Annotated in this window: 15 protein-coding genes; 13 read left to right on the top strand and 2 right to left on the bottom strand. The window is 55.0% G+C overall.

What is annotated here, in order from left to right; all coding sequences use genetic code 11:
* Positions 1–141: 141 nt before the first annotated feature.
* Positions 142–948 (bottom strand): aldo/keto reductase, encoded by an 807-nt coding sequence (locus NAV32_RS01975; protein ID WP_256051108.1) that lies wholly within the window; start codon positions 946–948, stop codon positions 142–144.
* Positions 945–2,117 carry an NAD(P)/FAD-dependent oxidoreductase gene (locus tag NAV32_RS01970; RefSeq protein WP_256051107.1) on the bottom strand — a complete coding sequence of 391 codons (1,173 nt, stop codon included), beginning with the start codon at positions 2,115–2,117 and terminating at the stop codon, positions 945–947. The genes NAV32_RS01975 and NAV32_RS01970 overlap by 4 nt, the downstream gene beginning before the upstream one ends.
* Positions 2,118–2,692: 575 nt before the next feature.
* On the opposite strand from NAV32_RS01970, the gene waaA reads away from it, so the two are divergent.
* From waaA to pseG, 13 genes are all read left to right on the top strand, one after another.
* A complete protein-coding gene (gene waaA / locus NAV32_RS01965) occupies positions 2,693–3,961 on the top strand; it encodes a lipid IV(A) 3-deoxy-D-manno-octulosonic acid transferase (protein WP_256051106.1) in 1,269 nt (422 codons plus the stop codon).
* A gap of 143 nt (positions 3,962–4,104) precedes the next feature.
* Complete coding sequence (locus NAV32_RS01960; protein ID WP_256051105.1) at positions 4,105–5,592, top strand: MBL fold metallo-hydrolase RNA specificity domain-containing protein; 1,488 nt, start codon at positions 4,105–4,107, stop codon at positions 5,590–5,592.
* A gap of 434 nt (positions 5,593–6,026) precedes the next feature.
* Positions 6,027–7,340: a UDP-N-acetyl-D-glucosamine 6-dehydrogenase gene (wbpA, locus tag NAV32_RS01955; protein ID WP_256051104.1), complete on the top strand. Its 1,314-nt coding sequence runs from the start codon at positions 6,027–6,029 to the stop codon at positions 7,338–7,340.
* Positions 7,341–7,416: 76 nt separating this feature from the next.
* Entirely contained in the window at positions 7,417–8,364 is a 948-nt protein-coding gene (wbpB, locus tag NAV32_RS01950; protein WP_256051103.1) for a UDP-N-acetyl-2-amino-2-deoxy-D-glucuronate oxidase, read from the top strand.
* Positions 8,365–8,417: 53 nt separating this feature from the next.
* The gene (gene wbpD, locus NAV32_RS01945) at positions 8,418–9,002 is read left to right on the top strand and encodes a UDP-2-acetamido-3-amino-2,3-dideoxy-D-glucuronate N-acetyltransferase (protein WP_256051102.1); all 585 of its coding nucleotides are present in this window, start codon (positions 8,418–8,420) and stop codon (positions 9,000–9,002) included.
* Entirely contained in the window at positions 9,003–10,085 is a 1,083-nt protein-coding gene (locus tag NAV32_RS01940) for a DegT/DnrJ/EryC1/StrS family aminotransferase (RefSeq protein ID WP_256051101.1), read from the top strand.
* Positions 10,086–10,165: 80 nt separating this feature from the next.
* Entirely contained in the window at positions 10,166–11,968 is a 1,803-nt protein-coding gene (locus tag NAV32_RS01935; RefSeq protein WP_256051100.1) for an ABC transporter ATP-binding protein, read from the top strand.
* A 61-nt stretch (positions 11,969–12,029) separates the two neighbouring features.
* On the top strand, positions 12,030–13,028 hold the full coding sequence (gene pseB, locus NAV32_RS01930) for a UDP-N-acetylglucosamine 4,6-dehydratase (inverting) (protein ID WP_256051099.1): 999 nt from the start codon (positions 12,030–12,032) through the stop codon (positions 13,026–13,028).
* On the top strand, positions 13,028–14,197 hold the full coding sequence (pseC, locus tag NAV32_RS01925; RefSeq protein ID WP_256051098.1) for a UDP-4-amino-4,6-dideoxy-N-acetyl-beta-L-altrosamine transaminase: 1,170 nt from the start codon (positions 13,028–13,030) through the stop codon (positions 14,195–14,197). Before pseB ends, pseC begins: the two co-directional genes overlap by 1 nt.
* Positions 14,194–14,901, top strand: coding sequence for a GNAT family N-acetyltransferase (locus NAV32_RS01920; protein WP_256051097.1), 708 nt, complete (start codon positions 14,194–14,196; stop codon positions 14,899–14,901). The genes pseC and NAV32_RS01920 overlap by 4 nt, the downstream gene beginning before the upstream one ends.
* Positions 14,891–15,763, top strand: coding sequence for an aldo/keto reductase (locus tag NAV32_RS01915; RefSeq protein ID WP_256051096.1), 873 nt, complete (start codon positions 14,891–14,893; stop codon positions 15,761–15,763). Before NAV32_RS01920 ends, NAV32_RS01915 begins: the two co-directional genes overlap by 11 nt.
* Positions 15,760–17,787: an aminotransferase class III-fold pyridoxal phosphate-dependent enzyme gene (locus NAV32_RS01910; RefSeq protein WP_256051095.1), complete on the top strand. Its 2,028-nt coding sequence runs from the start codon at positions 15,760–15,762 to the stop codon at positions 17,785–17,787. The genes NAV32_RS01915 and NAV32_RS01910 overlap by 4 nt, the downstream gene beginning before the upstream one ends.
* Complete coding sequence (pseG, locus tag NAV32_RS01905) at positions 17,787–18,911, top strand: UDP-2,4-diacetamido-2,4,6-trideoxy-beta-L-altropyranose hydrolase (RefSeq protein WP_256051094.1); 1,125 nt, start codon at positions 17,787–17,789, stop codon at positions 18,909–18,911. Before NAV32_RS01910 ends, pseG begins: the two co-directional genes overlap by 1 nt.
* The last annotated feature ends 5 nt before the right edge of the window (positions 18,912–18,916 follow it).

Genomic DNA, 18,916 nt, shown 5'->3' with positions numbered 1-18,916 from the left:
CACCGGGTGGCGGTCCACCGGGCGGGGTCATGGTGGATGTAAAAAGCGACATCCACCCGTTTCCTCCAGGGCTTGCACAGGGCCTGTGTAGGCATGACCGCGGATTACATCAACACCAGGATTGCGCCCCCGAAACCCAGATTAGCCGAAGGCGTAATCTGACATTACCGCCGCAGCTGTACGCACATTATCCTCAAGATGCCGCGGATTGATCGTCCCGACAATGGCACTACTGACCCCCGGCTGACCGAACAGCAGCTCGAAACTGCGTCGCACCGGATCCTCTCCCGCTGCAAGATGCCCACTGGCCAACGCTTTCTTCACCAGAATGCCTTTGCGGTGTGCGGCGGCGTAATCGATCACCGGGCGCTCGGCCTGTTCGTTGAGGTTGTAGGTGACCATCGCGCAATCGCCCTGTTCCAGAGCCAGCAATCCACCTTCCACCGTCTTGCCGGAGAAACCAAAGCCGAGGATCTTGCCTTCGCGTTTGAGGTCGGCAAGGGTCTGGTACACGCCACTGTTGCGCAGGATATCCAGATCATTGCCATCCGAATGCACCAGCACCAGCTCGATGCGGTCAGTGCGCAGACGTTGCAGGCTGCGCTCTACCGAAAACCGAGTGTGCTCGGCGGAAAAGTCGAAGCGCGATTGGCCATTCTCGAACTCCTCGCCCACCTTGCTGACGATCAGCCATTCATCACGCTGGCCGGCCAGCAGCGGGCCCAGGCGTTCTTCGCTGACGCCATAGGCCGGCGCAGTGTCGATCAGATTGATGCCCAGCTCGCGGGCGAGCGCCAACAATTGCAGCGCCTGCTTATCGTCGGGAATGCTGAAGCCGCTGGGGTATTTCACGCCCTGATCGCGGCCCAGCTTGACCGTGCCCAGGCCCAGCGGGGAGACCAGCAGGCCAGTGCTGCCCAGCGGGCGGTAATGATCGTGCAGTGTCACAGCAGGCCCTCCCAGAATGGTCCGCTCACAGGCGGGCGCGGCAGTTGTGGCAGCGGGGGATGGCTGTCAGGGCGGATGCCGTCGCGATCCAGCGCAGCCAGAACGTGGTCGGCAAAGTCCGGCGAGAGCGCCAGCTTGGTCGGCCAGCCGACCAGCAGGCGGCCCTGCTCGGCGATAAAGGCATTGTCCGGGCGGGCCAGGCTGGATTGCGCCGGTTCGGCACGATCGACTCGCAGCGTTGCCCAGTGCGCGGCGGACAGGTTGATCCAGGGCACCAGATCAGCCAGTTCCTTTTTCGCCGCCGCGATCTGGCTGGCTTCGTCGCGCGCCACGCCATCGGCTTCGGCCAGATCGCCGCCCAGATACCAGACCCACTCACCGTCCGCCGCCGGATGGCTGGTCACGGTGATCCGCGGCTTGGTGCCGCCACCCAGGCAGTGCGCGTAAATCGGCTTAAGCGAGGGCGCCTTGACTATCACCATGTGCAGCGGTCGTCGCTGCATGGCCGGTTGTTGCAGGCCCAGCGCGGCAAGCAATTCGGCATTGCCCGCCCCGGCGCTGAAGACGATGCGTTGTGCGCGGATATCGCGTCCGTCCACACGCAGGCCGACCAGTTCATCGCCTTCGCGCAGCGGCTCGACATACTCGGCAGCCAACAGGCTATCGCCCGCCAGCTCGGCCAGCCGGGCGATCAGGCTCGGTACATCCAGCACCAGCTCGCTGAGCCGGTAGACCTTGCCCTTGAACGTCGGATGTTGCAGCGCCGGCGGCAGCTCGTCGCCCTTGACCTGACCGACCCGCGAGCGCACGGCCTTGCTGGCGAAAAAACTGGTGAGGTTGCCTGCCAGCGTGCCCGGTGACCACAGATAGTGCGCATCGGAGAGCAGCCGCACGCCGGAAAGATCCAGCTCGCCATTGCCCGCCAACGCCTCACGCCAGCGCCTGGGCATATCGGCGATGGCCTCGGAGGCGCCCGTCAGCGCGCCGCTCAGCGCGTACTTGGTGCCGCCATGGATAATCCCCTGGGACTTCACACTCTGCCCGCCGCCCAATGCGGCTTTTTCCACCAGCACAGTGGCAAAGCCTTGCTTGCGTAGGCGTGCATTGAGCCAGAGACCGGCGACGCCGCCGCCAACGATCAGGACGTCGGTGCTGAGGGATTCGGACATGGGCGGACCTCGCAAGAAAACAGGCCGGCAGTATAAACCGGATGGGGCAACGGCAAGCGTCAAGCAAAGGGCTGCGTGACAACGTGCAGGGCCGAACTTGTTCGGCTGTTGTTCGGCTGCGCATCTTCGACCGAATAAACTCGGCTCTACAGATGGTGGTCGTCCGGCATGGTTTTTCGTAGGGCGGAATCGCCGGAGGCGCTTCCGCCGCTGGCCGCGAGCAATTGCTTGAAGGTGGCGATTGCATCGCCAGTGCCGGATTACGCCTTCGGCTAATCCAGCCTACGGTTTGCAGCTTTGTCATACAGGGCTGCGTGACAACGTGCAGGACCGAACTTGTTCGGCTGTTGTTCGGCTGCGCATCTTCGACCGAATAAATTCGGCCCTACAGATGGTGGTCGTCCGGCATGGTTTTTCGTAGGGCGGAATCGCCGGAGGCGCTTCCGCCGCTGGCCGCGAGCAATTGTTTGAAGGTGGCGATTGCATCGCCAGTGTTGGATTACGCCTGCGGCTAATCCAATCTACGGTTTGCAGCTTTGTCATACAGGGATTTCTTTCGCGTAAACTTCGCCCCCATGAATCGCACCCTTTATACCTTGCTGTTCCACCTCGGCCTGCCGCTGGTTTTTCTGCGTCTGCTCTGGCGCGCCAGGCGGGCGCCGGCTTATGCCAAGCGCATCGGTGAGCGTTTCGCCCTGGGGCTGCCCGAGTTGAAACCGGGCGGTATCTGGGTGCATGCGGTTTCGGTGGGCGAGAGCATCGCCGCAGCGCCGATGATCCGCGAGCTGATGGCCCGTTATCCCGAACTGCCGATCACCATCACCTGCATGACACCGACCGGGTCCGAGCGAATCCAGGCGCTCTTTGACGACAGCGTGCAGCATTGTTACCTGCCCTATGACTTCCCCTGGGCAGCGTCGCGTTTTCTGGATCGCGCCCAACCCAAGCTGGCCGTGGTGATGGAAACCGAGCTGTGGCCCAACCACATTCACCAGTGCGTGCGGCGTGGTATTCCGGTTGCGCTGGCCAACGCGCGACTGTCCGAGCGCTCGGCACGAGGCTATGCGCGTTTCGCCCGGCTGACTGCGCCAATGCTGGCCGAGCTGAGCCTGATTGCCGTACAGACCGAGGCCGAGGCCGAGCGCTTCCGCCGTCTGGGTGCCCGCGCCGAGTGCGTCGAAGTAACCGGCTCGATCAAGTTCGACCTGACCATCGACCCGGCACTCCCCAAAAAGGCAGCGGAACTTCGCAGCCAGTGGAACGCAGTCAATCGACCGATATGGATCGCGGCGAGCACCCACGCCGGTGAAGACGAAATCCTGCTGGCCGCACATCGGCAGTTGCTGGCCACACACCCCGATGCTTTGTTGATTCTCGTGCCGCGCCACCCTGAACGCTTCGCGGCGGTGTACGAGCTATGCCGTAAGCAGGACTTCAGCACAGTCAGGCGCTCCCAGAACGAGCCGCCAGAGGCGACTACACAGGTAGTGCTCGGCGACACCATGGGAGAGCTGCTGTTTCTCTACGCGCTGGCGGATATCGCCTTCGTTGGCGGCAGCCTGGTGCCCACCGGCGGGCACAACCTGCTCGAACCCGCCGCCCTCGGCAAGCCCGTGCTGACCGGCCCGCACCTGTTCAACTTCCTCGATATCGCCGCGCAGTTACGAGATGCCGGCGCGCTCTTTGAGATCACCAGCGCTGCTGAGTTGGCAAAGGAGGTCGAGGCCTTATGGGGTGACCCCGCGCGAACCGAGCGCATGCGTAGCGCAGGATATTCCGTATTGCAAAACAATCAGGGCGCTTTGGCTCGGCTGTTGGCAGGGCTGGCCCGAATAAAAGAATAATGTCCACGGTGGCAGGCATTATCCTGTCGGCTCAGTTGGTTCTTGTTGCCTATTGACGTCGAACCTTGGAGGTATGGAAGTTCGCTGGCAAGATGCGATGTTTCCGATGGCCCTCCGATAAATCTGGTTAAAGGAACTAACCGATGTCTCTTCCGAAAATTGTTCACCACGGTGCCGTCAGCGGTGTAACGGGCTCCTGCCATCAGCTGCATGCCAGCGTAGCCAACAGTTACCTGATCGACTGTGGCTTGTTTCAGGGTGCAGAAACCAATGCCTCCGGAACCACGGGGCAGGGCAGCCTGGATATAGAGTTTCCTCTGGATACCGTACGAGCGCTGATCGCAACCCATGTGCATATCGATCACGTTGGCCGTATCCCATATCTTCTTGCAGCCGGTTTCAAAGGGCCAATCCTTTGCAGCGAGCCTTCGGCAAAACTGCTGCCCATCGTGCTGGAAGACGCGTTCAAGCTAGGTGTCAGCAGGGACCAGAAGCAGGTTGAGCGTTATATCAAGCTGATCGAACAACGCATCATCGCGCTGCCCTACAAAACCTGGTTCACCCTGCATGATTCCAAGGACTTGCGTTGCCGAGTTCGGCTGCAGCGTGCCGGCCATATCCTTGGTTCGGCCTATGTGGAATTCGACATCACCTACCCGGCCACCGGCGCTCAAAAGCGCATCGTGTTTTCCGGCGATCTCGGCGCACCTAATGCGCCGCTCCTACGGCCACCTGTAGCACCGGAACGGGCCGATATTCTGGTGCTGGAAAGCACCTACGGCGACCGCCTGCATGAAGATCGCAACACCCGACGTCAACGCCTTGAAGCAGTCATCGAGCAAGCATTGCAGGACCAGGGCACCGTCCTGATCCCAGCCTTCAGCATCGGTCGAACGCAAGAGCTGCTCTACGAGCTCGAAGAGATCATTCACACCAAACTCACCAACCCCGCACACCTCCCTGTAGGAGCGGGCTTGCCCGCGATCAGCAATGCATCGCCAAGCCAGGAAACCAACTGGCCCGAACTCCCCATCATTCTGGATTCCCCTCTTGCCAGCCGTTTCACGGCGGCTTATCGGGAGCTTCATCTCTTCTGGAATCAGGAGGCACGTGAGCGCCTCCAGTCCGGTCGCCGCCCGCTTACCTTCGGGCAGCTCATCACCATAGATAGCCATGCGGATCACCAGCGCATCGTGAACCATCTGACCCAAACCGCTCGTCCAGCTATCGTCATTGCCGGTGGCGGGATGTGCGGCGGTGGCCGTATCGTCAATTACCTAAAGGCCATGCTGGGTGACAAAAGGCACAACGTCCTCTTTGTTGGCTACCAGGCCAAAGGCACGCCAGGGGATGCGATTCAGAACTATGGCCCGAAAGGCGGCTACGTTGATCTGGAAGGCAAGCGCATTGACATCCGTGCAGGCATTACCAATATCGGTGGCTATTCTGCCCATGCGGACCAGAAAGGATTGGTAGAATTTGTGACTGGAATGCAGCAGTGGCCAACTGAAATTCGAGTTGTGCATGGTGAGGGTAACGCCAAGCAGGTCCTCGCCGCTCAGCTACACGCGAGGTATGAGGAGAAGGACAGGCCCGGCGCAAATATCTCGACGGGTGGAGCAGGCGAGTGACTGAGCAGGATGTAGGTCATGCCCTGTGCTGTTTTCGTCAGCGTCGTCCAGAAGTGGACCGCTTCAAGCACCGCTGGAGCGAATCTTGGATGTCCTGCAGCCTCAGGATCAAACGCACTAGTGTTGTGGTAAGCATCCAACGTAAAATTGCCAGCAGAAACGCTTTTTCTCAAGACTGTGTCGGTCTTCAGATAACGACATGCCTGCAGCTCAATGTATGAGAAGCAGGCTAGGCGAAGATGATGTTAATCCTGATTATTACAACTTTTTAGAGATATATTTATGCTGGCAGACGTACATGGGGTCATGTGAGTCATCTGTTAGAAGTATGTATCAGGTTATTTATTAGGTTTTGTTTCTTGATTGCTCTAAGGTATTTCGACTGAGGCGGTCATTCTTTTTATTATGTTTATTATATTTGGAGTGTGTATTTGATGTCCCAACAAAAATTGGCCAGCGTTGCGAAGTTCAAAAACAAGGAAGCTTTAATTGGCATCGTTGGCCTTGGCTACGTGGGGCTGCCTTTGATGCTGCGATACAATGCTATTGGCTACCGTGTGTTGGGCATCGATATAGATGAGGAAAAGGTTTCCAACCTCAATGCAGGACAAAGCGATATTGAACATATCGCTTCTGAAAAAATTGTTGCCGCTCGCGAGAGCGGCTTTGAGGCGACTACAGATTTCCGGCGCGCTAGTGAGTGTGATGCTCTGATCCTTTGTGTGCCCACACCGCTAAACAAATATCGCGAGCCAGATATGAGCTTCGTGATTAATACCACCGACTCGCTTAAGCCTTACCTACGTGCAGGCCAAGTCGTTTCCCTGGAAAGCACTACCTACCCAGGTACTACGGAAGAAGAGCTGCTGCCTAGAATGCAGGAAAGTGGCTTGATAGTGGGTGAATCCATATTCTTGGTTTATTCGCCCGAGCGTGAAGATCCGGGCAACCCTAACTTTGAAACCCGTACCATTCCAAAAGTTATCGGCGGACACACTCCAGCCTGCCTGGAAGTGGGAATCGCCCTGTACGAGCAGGCCATTGATCAAGTGGTATCGGTCAGCTCAACCAAAGCCGCTGAGATGACCAAATTACTGGAAAATATCCATCGAGCAGTCAATATCGGCTTGGTCAATGAAATGAAGGTAGTCGCTGACCGCATGGGAATCGATATCTTCGAAGTGGTTGATGCTGCTGCGACCAAGCCTTTCGGCTTTACGGCTTACTACCCCGGTCCTGGCCTGGGTGGACATTGCATTCCTATCGATCCGTTCTACCTGACCTGGAAAGCCCGAGAGTATGGCCTGCACACGCGCTTTATCGAGCTTTCCGGTGAGGTCAACCAGGCTATGCCTGAGTACGTGCTGAGCAAATTGATGGATGGCTTGAATGATCGTGGCAAAGCCTTGAAGGGATGCAAGGTGCTTGTTCTGGGTATCGCCTACAAAAAGAACGTAGACGACATGCGGGAATCTCCCTCTGTAGAGATCATGGAGCTGATCGAAGCCAAGGGTGGTGTTGTCGCATACAGCGATCCGCACGTGCCGGCCTTTCCAAAAATGCGCGAGCATCACTTTAAGCTGAATAGCGAAACGCTGACTGCTGAGAGCCTTGCCAGCTTCGATGCTGTGGTATTGGCCACCGATCATGACAAGTTCGATTACGAATTAATCAAACAGAACGCCAAACTGATCGTTGATAGCCGTGGAAAATATCGCGCGCCGGCTTCGCACATCATAAAGGCCTGATCGAAGATATCAATAACATGGCCCGGCAGGCCTGTTCGATCACCTGCCGGTTCCTGATGCGTTACAAGGAACTCTGATGAAAAACTTTGCCCTGATCGGCGCTGCCGGTTATATCGCTCCCCGTCATATGCGCGCCATCAAGGACACCGGCAATGTTCTGGTTTCCGCCTATGACATCAATGACTCGGTCGGCATCATCGATAGTATCTCGCCGCAGAGCGAGTTCTTCACCGAGTTCGAGCGTTTTCAGGAACATGCCTATCGCATCAAGCGAGATCCCGCTACAGCGCTGGATTATGTGTCCATATGCTCACCCAATTACCTGCACCACGCGCATATCGTGGCCGGCCTGCGTCTGGGTTGTGACGTGATCTGTGAAAAGCCGTTGGTGCCGACGCCAGAAAATCTGGATGAGCTGGCTCTAGTTGAACGCGAAACCGGCAAGCGCCTCTACAACATCCTTCAGCTACGTCACCACCAGGCCATCCTCAACCTAAAGGACAAGGTCGCTCGCGAAAACGCCGCGCACAAATACGATGTCGAATTGACCTACATTACCTCGCGCGGCAAGTGGTACATGGAAAGCTGGAAGGGTGACCCGCGCAAATCCTTCGGCGTGGCCACCAACATCGGTGTGCATTTCTACGACATGCTGCATTTCATCTTTGGCAAGCTGCAGCGCAACGTCGTGCACTTTGCTTCCGACTACAAGGCGGCTGGCTACCTCGAATACGAAAAGGCCCGCGTGCGTTGGTTCCTCTCCATCGACGCCAACGATCTGCCGGAAGCGGTGAAGGGCAAGAAGCCAACTTATCGCTCCATTACCGTCAACGGCGACGAAATTGAGTTCTCCGACGGCTTCACCGATCTGCATACCACCAGCTACGCAGAAATCCTCGCCGGTCGCGGCTACGGTATCGAAGATGCCCGCCACTGCGTGGAAACGGTCAACACCATTCGCTCTGCCTCCATCGTCAGCTCACAGAACGGCGAAGGCCACCCATTCCTGAACCATCTGGTCTGATACGTAGGAGCCGGCTTGCTGGCAAAAGATGTTCATTGGTACGGGAGACTCTCATGAACCACTACCAGCACCCGAGCGCCATCGTTGATGACGGCGCCCAGATCGGCGAAGGCTCGCGCGTTTGGCATTTCGTACATGTCTGCAGCGGTGCCCGCATCGGCAAGGGCGTTTCCCTCGGGCAAAACGTGTTTGTCGGTAACAAGGTTCTCATCGGTGATAATTGCAAGGTGCAGAACAATGTCTCCGTCTACGACAACGTCACCCTCGAAGAGGGCGTGTTCTGTGGCCCGAGCATGGTCTTTACCAACGTGTACAACCCTCGTTCGCTGATCGAGCGCAAGGACCAGTACCTCGACACCCTGGTGAAGAAAGGCGCCACTCTGGGAGCCAACTGCACCATCGTCTGCGGCGTGACGATAGGTGAGTATGCTTTTGTCGGCGCCGGTGCGGTGGTCAACAAGGATATACCCGCTTATGCGCTGATGGTTGGTGTGCCGGCCCGGCAGATCGGCTGGATGAGTGAGTTTGGTGAGCAACTCGAATTGCCGGTAAACGGGGAGGGTGAAGTCGCTTGTCCCCATACCAGCGCCCGCTATGTATTAACCGGCAACATCCTGAACAAAGTGGATGCGCAGTAAATGATCGAATTCATCGACCTGAAAACCCAGCAAGCCCGCATCAAGGACAAGATCGACGCTGGAATCCAGCGGGTGCTTGCCCACGGCCAGTACATCCTCGGCCCGGAAGTCGCCGAGCTGGAAGAAAAGCTGGCCGATTTCGTTGGTGTCAAATACTGCATTACCTGCGCCAATGGCACCGATGCCTTGCAAATCGCCCAAATGGCCTTTGGCATTGGTATTGGCGACGAAGTAATCACCCCCGGTTTTACCTATATCGCCACCGCAGAAACCGTGGCCTTGCTAGGTGCAAAACCAGTGTATGTAGACGTATGCCCACAAACCTACAATTTAGATCCAGGCAAGCTGGAAGCAGCTATTACCCCGCGCACCAAAGCTATTATTCCGGTTAGTTTGTACGGCCAGTGTGCCGATTTCGACACTATTAACGCTATCGCCGCAAAATATGGCATTCCCGTAATCGAAGATGCTGCTCAAAGCTTTGGCGCAACTTACAAAGGAAAAAAGTCTTGTAACTTGACTACCGTTGCCTGTACTAGCTTCTTTCCTAGCAAGCCGCTGGGTTGTTACGGCGACGGCGGTGCCATTTTCACCAATGACGATAAACTGGCTAAAATTATCCGCCAGATCGCCCGCCACGGTCAGGATCGCCGTTATCACCACATACGTGTGGGCGTAAACAGCCGGTTAGACACACTGCAGGCAGCCATTTTATTACCCAAGCTTGAGATTTTTTCGGAAGAAGTCGAGCTTCGCCAGCACGTTGCGGCTAAATACGATCAACTACTCAACCAAGCAGGCATCACAGCCATGCCTTTTGTTGAGAGGCACAACACCAGCGTCTATGCGCAATACACCATTCAGGTAGAGGATCGCCAAGCCATCCAGGCCAAACTTCAGGCCCAGCGCATCCCGACCGCCGTTCATTATCCTACCCCACTTAATAAGCAGCCCGCAGTAGCAGATAGCAGTGCACATTTGCCAGTTGGCGATGCTGCTGCTGAAAGAGTTATCAGTTTGCCGTTTCATCCCTATATGACCGAAACAGAAGTTGGGCAAGTCGTAACGGCAATGTGCGAATAGAAATGAAGTGTCGCTTAGTCCGCCTCACATACTCTTAAATCTCGTCTCGTGGTGTGGCAAACGACATTGGTAGAAACCTAATGCTAAAAACTTTGATAGAGCTCTTCCGCTTACTTACCCCTGATCAACGCAAACGCTTTTATAGCCTGCAGGTCCTGGTAGTACTGATGGCCTTTTTGGAACTGGTTGGCATCGCTTCGATCGGTCCCTTTATGGCGCTGGTGGCAGAAATCAACCTGCTGGAAAGTAATGAGATTTATAACAAGCTCTATGTTATCAGCGGGCTGAACAGTCCTACGGATTTTCTATTCGCTACGGGAGCTGGCGTGCTGGCCATACTGGCGATTGCCTCCTTTGTTTCTATCTTTACCATCTGGCGGTTATCCCTGTTCAGCATGCAAGTGGGTACAGAAATCGCTGACCGCCTCTACCAGCATTACCTCCGTCAAAACTGGCTGTTCCACGCGTCAGGCTCTAGTGCTCAACTGACCAAGCAGATCACCACAGAAGCAAGCCGGGTCACCCACTCAATTATCGTTCAGGTTATGCATCTGATCTCCCGGCTGGTGCTGGCCATATTTATCTCGGTAGCAGTGATCAGCTATAACCCGCTTATTGCCATTGTGGGTTTGCTGGTTTTTACCAGCGGCTATGTGGGTGTGTATTTTCTAATCCGAAACCGCCTGATACGCAACGGCATCATCATCTCAGATACAAGTACCCAGCGCTTTCGCCTGATGAATGAAGGGTTTGGCGGTATCAAGGATCTTTTGCTGCTCAACCGCACCAATAACTTTATCGAGCAGTTCAGCTCTACGGGAAAAAGCCTGGCGCACGCCCAAGGCACCACGAATGCCTATAGCCAGGTGCCGCGCTATTTCATGGAATTGATTGCGTTTGGTTCCATGATAGCTTTGATTTTGATTCTACTTAAACTGCACAACGGAACTCTCAGTCAAGTACTACCCGTGCTCGCTGTTTACGCTCTTGCTGGCTTTAAACTTTTGCCGGCACTACAGCAGATATACGGCAGTATTACTACTATAAAAGGCGGGCTGCCAGGATTTGATTCGATCAAGTCCGACCTTATTGCATCTCAGAGGTTTTTGTCGGAAAAAGACCAATCGCCCCGCTGCCATGATTCACCGCTTCCGGTTGGCGAAATTACTCTTGAGAATGTCACCTTTACCTATCCGGGCAAAGATAAGCCGGCCTTGGATAACCTGAATCTGACGATTCCAGCTAACAGCACTGTTGGGTTTGTAGGCGAGTCTGGTTCAGGTAAGTCCACCACGATCGATCTGATTCTTGCTCTGATTGAACCGCAACAAGGGCGGTTAAAGATAGGTGGTACGGTTATCGATGGAAGCAATAAAGGTTTGTGGCAACAACAGATCGGCTTTGTCCCGCAAACAATCTTTCTGACTGAAGGTACCATGGCCGAAAACATCGCCTTCGGTCTAAGCCTCAAAGAAATTGACCAAGACAAAGTTAAACAAGCCGCCAGCCTCGCACACTTGGATGATCTCATCTCCAGCCTGCCGAATGGGCTAAGCACTAAGGTTGGTGAGCGTGGCGTGCAACTCTCCGGTGGCCAGCGCCAGCGCATAGGCATCGCCCGTGCCCTATATAACCATGCAAGTATTCTGGTTTTCGATGAAGCTACCAGCGCACTGGATGGCATTACGGAAAACATCATCATGAGTGCTATTCACGAATTGGCCGGAAAAAAAACTATCATCCTCATTGCGCATCGCCTGAAAACAGTGCAGCAATGCGAAATTATCTACATGATGGAAAAAGGCAGGGTAGTAGATAAGGGAGCCTACAAAGATCTAGTAGTCAATAATGAAAAATTCACGAAGATGGCAAGATTCTCTTAAGCTTGAATTTTTAAGATCGTTAGTGACTGTTAATAATTACCAGAGTTAAGAGTGAGTAAGTATGCTTTCTAATAAAACCATCCTCGTCACTGGCGGCACGGGTTCCTTTGGTAATACCTTCGTGCCGATGACTTTGGCTAAGTATAATCCCAAGAAAATCATCATTTTCTCCAGGGATGAAATGAAACAGTGGGACATGGCCAAGAAATTTACTGCCGATGATCGCGTGCGTTTCTTCATCGGCGACGTGCGAGACAAGGATCGCTTGTATCGAGCCCTCGATGGCGTGGATTACGTTGTGCATGCCGCAGCCACCAAGATCGTGCCGACTGCGGAATACAACCCCTTCGAATGCGTCAAGACCAACATCAATGGTGCTATGAACCTGATCGACGCTTGCATCGACAAGGGCGTTAAGGGCGTAGTTGCGCTTTCCACCGACAAGGCAAGCAGCCCGATCAATCTGTACGGAGCCACCAAGCTGGCCTCCGACAAGCTTTTCGTAGCTGGCAATTCCTACGTCGGTGGCCATGAGACACGCTTCTCGGTTGTCCGTTATGGCAACGTAATGGGATCCCGCGGCTCGGTCATTCCCTTTTTCATGTCTATTAAGGAGTCGGGTGTGCTGCCAATTACCGACGAGCGTATGACCCGCTTCATGATTTCCTTGGAAGAGGGCGTTGAACTGGTCTGGCATGCCTTCGAGGACATGGAGGGCGGCGAAATCTACGTCAAGAAGATCCCGTCGATGAAAGTCACCGATCTTGCGCGAGTCGTGGCGCCTGAAGCCAGGCAGGAAGTGGTGGGTATTCGTCCGGGTGAAAAGCTGCACGAGCAGATGATCAGTGCCGAAGACGCCTATTACACTTACGAGTACCAGGAACATTTCAAAATTCTGCCGACGATCCATAGCTGGGCTACTTGCCCGAAGCGCATCAAAGACGGCAAGAAAGTACCTGAGGGCTTCGTCTACGCCAGCGACAACAATACTGAGTGGATGAGCGATGCCCAGCTGCAGGCGTGGATTAACGACAATCGCGACAATATCGGAAAAATCTGATGATCCCCTATGGTCGCCAGGACATCACCCAGGCTGATATTGACGCTGTTGTCGAAGTCCTGAGCTCGGACTTCCTTACCCAGGGTCCGATGGTTCCGCGCTTCGAGCAGGCTGTGGCCAATCACGTCGGCGCAACGCACGCACTGGCGGTAAATAGCGCTACCTCCGCGCTGCATATCGCTTGCCTGGCGCTGGGGCTTGATAGCGGTGACTATCTTTGGACCAGTCCAATTACCTTTGTGGCCTCCGCCAACTGCGGGCTCTATTGCGGGGCAAAGGTTGATTTCGTCGATATCGACCCATGCACTTACAACCTTTGTCCCAAGGCACTGGCTCACAAACTGGAGCAGGCCGAGCAGAACGGTACCTTGCCGAAAGTGCTAGTAGCAGTGCACCTCTGTGGGCAGCCGTGCGATATGCAGGCTATCCATGCCCTGGCGCAACGCTACGATTTCAAAGTCATCGAAGACGCTTCCCATGCCATTGGCGGCAAATATCGCGGTGAATTCATCGGCAACTGTCGTTATAGCGACATCACCGTTTTCAGTTTCCACCCCGTTAAGATCATCACCACTGCCGAAGGCGGCATGGCACTGACTAACGATGCCAAGCTGGCGAACAAGATGACGCTGCTACGCAGCCACGGTATCACTCGCGACCCCGCGCAGATGACGCATGATGCTGACGGGCCCTGGTACTACCAGCAGATCGATCTGGGCTTCAACTATCGAATGACTGAGCTGCAAGCAGCACTGGGCGTCACCCAGATGCAGCGCCTCGATCAATATGTGGCTCGCCGGCATCAGCTGGCCCGTCGCTATGACGATCTGCTTGCCGACCTGCCCGTCATCAAGCCCTGGCAGCATCCGGACAGCTACTCGGGCCTTCACCTCTATGTCATCCGTCTGCAACTTGACCAGATTGCCAAGACACATTGCCAGGTTTTTGGATCCCTGCGGGAACAGGGTATTGGCGTGAACCTGCACTACATTCCTGTGCACACTCAGCCGTATTACCGACATATCGGGTTTAAGGTTGGTGACTTTCCCGAGGCCGAGCGCTATTACGCCGAAGCCATCAGTTTGCCAATGTTTTCATCTTTAGAGATTTCAGATATTGAGCAGGTTGCGTCCGCTCTCCGGGCCGCAATCGCGAGGGGAGGCGAATGAATAATATCTTTATCGAAGGTGAAAAAATTGATCTTTGTGTTCCCTCTGAAGAGGATTTCCCTATATGGGCGGGCTGGTTCAATAGCCAAAAAAATACGCAATTTCTTGATCAAGGTAAGTTCCCAAATACCGTTGATGAGCAAAGAGAGTTTTATTTCAATGCTTTAAAAAGCAATAGGTTTATTGTGTTGATAAAAGGTAAAGATGGCGTATTGCTTGGCGTGATTAGCTTGTCTGAGATAAATTATGAAAAATCTTCTTGTCAAATATCGTTAGTGTGTCCCGTAAAAAGCAAAAATTCGCCTATGGCGGCTCTAGAGGCTATGGCGCTAGTTGTGGAGCACGCTTTTAAACGTCTTGGTATGAAACGTGTCTGGGCTGGTCAAGCTTATCCGGGCTTGGAATCATGGAATAGAGCCTTAGAAGTCGTCGGTTTCAAGGTGGAAGGGTTTTTAAGGAATGGTTTCGTTCATGGTTGGGATGTTACCGATTCAATTCTGATCAGCGTTGTTTTGCAGGATTTTTTACGGCTAATTGAGCGGCGTGACGGTCACCTGTGGCCCGGTGAGGTGATCGCAAATGGTGTGCTTAAAGGAATAAAAAAGCATGAGGCTATGGCCCGGAAGGTTAAGAGGCTTATTGATGCTGCGCATTTAAAAAATGATAGTTTGTTAACTGAGTTAGAGTCTAATCATGCTCGCTAAGTTTGCGCTGGGAACCGCTCAGTTTGGTCTGAAATATGGCATAGCCAATCAGTCAGGGCAGGTGTCGCCTGAAGAAGTTGGCCTGATCTTAGAGTCCGCTCGACAGGCCGGGGTGCGAACCCTGGATACCGCAACCGCCTACGGTGAAAGTGAAAAGGTCCTCGGCCAGCAGAATCTGCAAGGATTTGCTGTCGTGACCAAGCTGCCGGAGGTTCCTGCCGACTGTCTCGATGTAATCGGCTGGGTCCAGTCGCAACTCCACGCTTCGTTGGAACGACTCGGAATATCGGCTGTAGATGGGCTATTGCTGCACCGTCCGGCACAGTTGCTTGAGGCGCACGGGGCTGAATTGTTCGGAGCTCTGCAGACTCTACGTGAGCAGAAGCTGACGCGCCGTATCGGTATCTCGGTCTATGGTCCAGAAGAGCTAGATTCGCTCTGCCAGCGCTATCATTTCGACCTGATTCAAGCACCTTTTAATATCTTCGATAAGCGGCTTATACGTTCGGGATGGCTTGAGCGACTGCAGCGCGAGGGGACAGTTCTACACGTACGGTCTGTTTTCATGCAAGGGTTGCTGTTGATGAAGTCAGGGGAACGTCCGGACAAGTTCGCTCGCTGGGAGGCCCTGTGGTCTCGATGGGAGCGTTGGCTGGCCGAGAGTGAGCAATCTCCATTACAGGCGTGCCTGCGTCATGCGATGGGAACCGCGGAGATCGAACGAGTGGTAGTGGGTGTGGATTCCCTCGCGCAATGGCAGGAAATTCTCCAGGCTGCGACAGCGCCTTGCTTACCGGTTCCGCCTGAGCTGGAGTGCTTAGATATTGAACTGTTGAATCCTTCTCTTTGGAATCATTTATGAAAACTGTTGCCATTGTGCAGGCGCGCATGGGCTCTACCCGGCTGCCCGATAAGGTCATGAAGCCGATTGTCGGGGTGCCGATGATCGAGTTGTTGCTGAAACGATTGGCGCGCTCCGAGGAAATCGATCAGATAGTCGTGGCCACCTCGGTCGACAAGCGCAACCAGCCGTTGATCGATCATGTCCGGAGCCTGGGCTTTGTTTGTGAGCAGGGTAGTGAGCAGGATGTACTACAGCGATACCTGCAAGCTGCTAGAGCCAATGCGGCAGAATTGATCGTACGCATCACAGGTGATTGCCCGCTGGTTGATCCGGGCTTGGTTGATGAAATAATCCGGCATTTCCATACAGCGGATGTCGACTATTTAAGTAATACCCGGCCGCCAAGCTACCCGGATGGGCTGGATGTAGAGGTCTTCATGCTTGGAGCGCTAGAGCGGGCCGCCGCAGAGACTTGTTCAGCTTTTGATCATGAGCACGTAACGCCCTACCTGCGTGAGTCTGGGATTTTTCGTACCGGGTCAATCTCTCATAGCGAAGACCTTTCCAGCAGGCGTTGGACAGTAGATGAACCTGCTGATCTGGAGGTCGTACGTCGCGTCTTCGAGCATTTCGCTCCAGACTTTCATTTCAATTGGCATGAGATCGTGGAACTGCAACGCAGCAAACCCGAGCTTTTTGCCACCAACCAGAACCTTATGCGCAACGAAGGAGCTGTAATGAGCACCGGTCAGAAACTTTGGAAGCGAGCTAAGCATGTTATTCCGGGCGGCAATATGCTGTTGTCCAAACGAGCAGAAATGTTTCTTCCAGAGCGGTGGCCGGCCTATTTCAGCAAAGCCAAGGGCTGCAAAGTATGGGACCTGGACGGCAATGAGTTTATTGACATGTGCATCATGGGCGTCGGCACCAACTCTCTGGGATATGGTCACCCCGAAGTGGATGACGCTGTTCGTGCCACCGTTACGGCGGGCAATATGTCCACACTGAACTGCCCGGAAGAAGTATGGTTGGCTGAGAAGCTCATTGAGCTGCACCCCTGGGCTGACATGGCCCGCTTCGCGCGCTCCGGTGGAGAAGCTAATGCGATTGCGATTCGCATCGCCCGCGCCGCTAGTGGCAAGGATAAGGTTGCCGTATGTGGCTACCACGGTTGGCACGATTGGTATCTGTCCGCCAACCTTGGCGATGATGAGAATCTGGCCGGTCACCTTTTGCCAGGCCTCGAGCCTAAAGGGGTTCCGAGTAACCTTCGGGGTACGGTATTCCCTTTCACTTACAACAATTTCGCCGAGTTGGAAGATCTGGTCGGCCGCCATGATATAGGCGTAATCAAAATGGAAGTGGCGCGCAACATGGGGCCGGAAGACGACTTCCTGCACAAGGTGCGCAAGCTCGCCACTGAGCGGGGTATAGTTCTCATCTTCGATGAATGCACGTCCGGCTTTCGCCAGACGTTCGGTGGTCTGCACAAGATGTATGGTGTTGAGCCTGATATGGCCATGTTCGGCAAGGCATTGGGTAACGGCTATGCAATCACGGCAACCATCGGTCGTCGTGAGGTGATGGAGGCGGCGCAATCAACCTTCATAAGCAGCACATTCTGGACCGAGCGCATCGGGCCTACTGCTGCCCTGAAGACATTAGAGGTCATGGAAAGACTGCGCTCCTGGGAGCAGATTACTCAGACCGGTCTCGATATTCGTGCCGGTTGGCAGAAGCTGGCCGACAAGCATGGACTGGGTGTTTCTCACTGGGGGCTCCCTGCGCTGACGGGTTTCTCCTTCACCAGCCAGCAGGCGTTGCAATACAAAACCCTGATCAGTCAGGAAATGCTGGCCAAGGGGTATCTGGTTAGCAATGCCGTTTATGTCAGTACAGAACACACGCCTGCGGTCGTGGAGGGCTATTTTGCCGAGCTGGAGCCGATTTTTGCCCTTATCAAAGAATGCGAAGAGGGGCGACCGGTTGAACCGTTGCTCAAGGGGCCGGTTTGCCACAGCGGCTTTAAACGCCTTAACTAATGGCGTTGAAGATCTGTTTTCGCGCCGACGCCTCCCTGCAGATCGGGACCGGCCATGTTATGCGCTGCCTGACATTGGCCGATGCTCTTGTCACGCGAGGCGCCGACTGCCAGTTTCTCTGTCGCGAACACCAGGGCAATTTAATCGAGCTGATCCGTAACAAGGGTTATATCGTTCATGTCTTGGCAGCTCGCACCGAACCTGATGCGGTAGAAGAGAGCTCGCTCGCGATTAAGGCTGCAAGCGGTGAGCAAGGTCTGGCTCACAGCCACTGGCTTGGCGCAACACAGGCAGAGGATGCGGAAGCTTGCATTCCGATTCTCGCTGCACTGCAGCCCGATTGGTTGATCGTAGACCACTACGCGCTGGATGCCTGCTGGGAACAGATCCTCAAACGGCACTCTCGCAAATTGATGGTGATTGACGACTTGGTCGATAGGCTGCATATATGTGATCTGCTCCTCGACCAGACTTTTGGGCGCCAGTCAGAGGATTACCGAGCCTGGGTGCCAGATCACTGTCGGCTCTTGTGTGGCTCGCAATATGCGTTGCTGCGCCCGGAATTCGCAGTCCTGCGCGCCTACAGCCTTGAACGTCGTGTCACGCCTCAGTTGCGCAAGCTTTTGATCACTATGGGAGGCGTCGACAAGGACAATGCTACCGGACAGGTGCTGGAGGCATTGCGCAACAGCCCCCCGCCTGCCGGTTGCCGGATCACGGTGGTCATGGGTGCAACGGCGCCGTGGCTGGATGACGTGCGAAACCAAGCGCAAGGCATGCCATGGCCGACTCGGGTGCTGGTTGGGGTCGACGACATGGCGCAACTGATGGCCGATAGTGATTTGGCGATAGGGGCAGCAGGCAGCACCTCTTGGGAGCTCTGTTGCCTTGGCGTTCCGAGTCTGCTCATATGCACCGCAGCTAACCAACGCACGGTCATTGCCGCATTGGCCTCAGCTAGTGCAACTGTAGAACTCGATCAGGCCGCACTGAGCGAACCAGACGCGGCACAGTTCCGTGCGCAGCACGTTGAGTTGATGGACAACCTTGAAGCGTACGCCGTCGCTGCCGCCCGTGTGACAGATGGCTGCGGCGCCTCGCGCGTATGCGCGCAATTGGTATGATTCCG

It is taken from the genome of Stutzerimonas stutzeri (assembly GCF_024448695.1).
Taxonomy (GTDB): Bacteria; Pseudomonadota; Gammaproteobacteria; order Pseudomonadales; family Pseudomonadaceae; genus Stutzerimonas; species Stutzerimonas stutzeri_T.
This window is presented reverse-complemented; position numbering and strand designations above follow the sequence as displayed.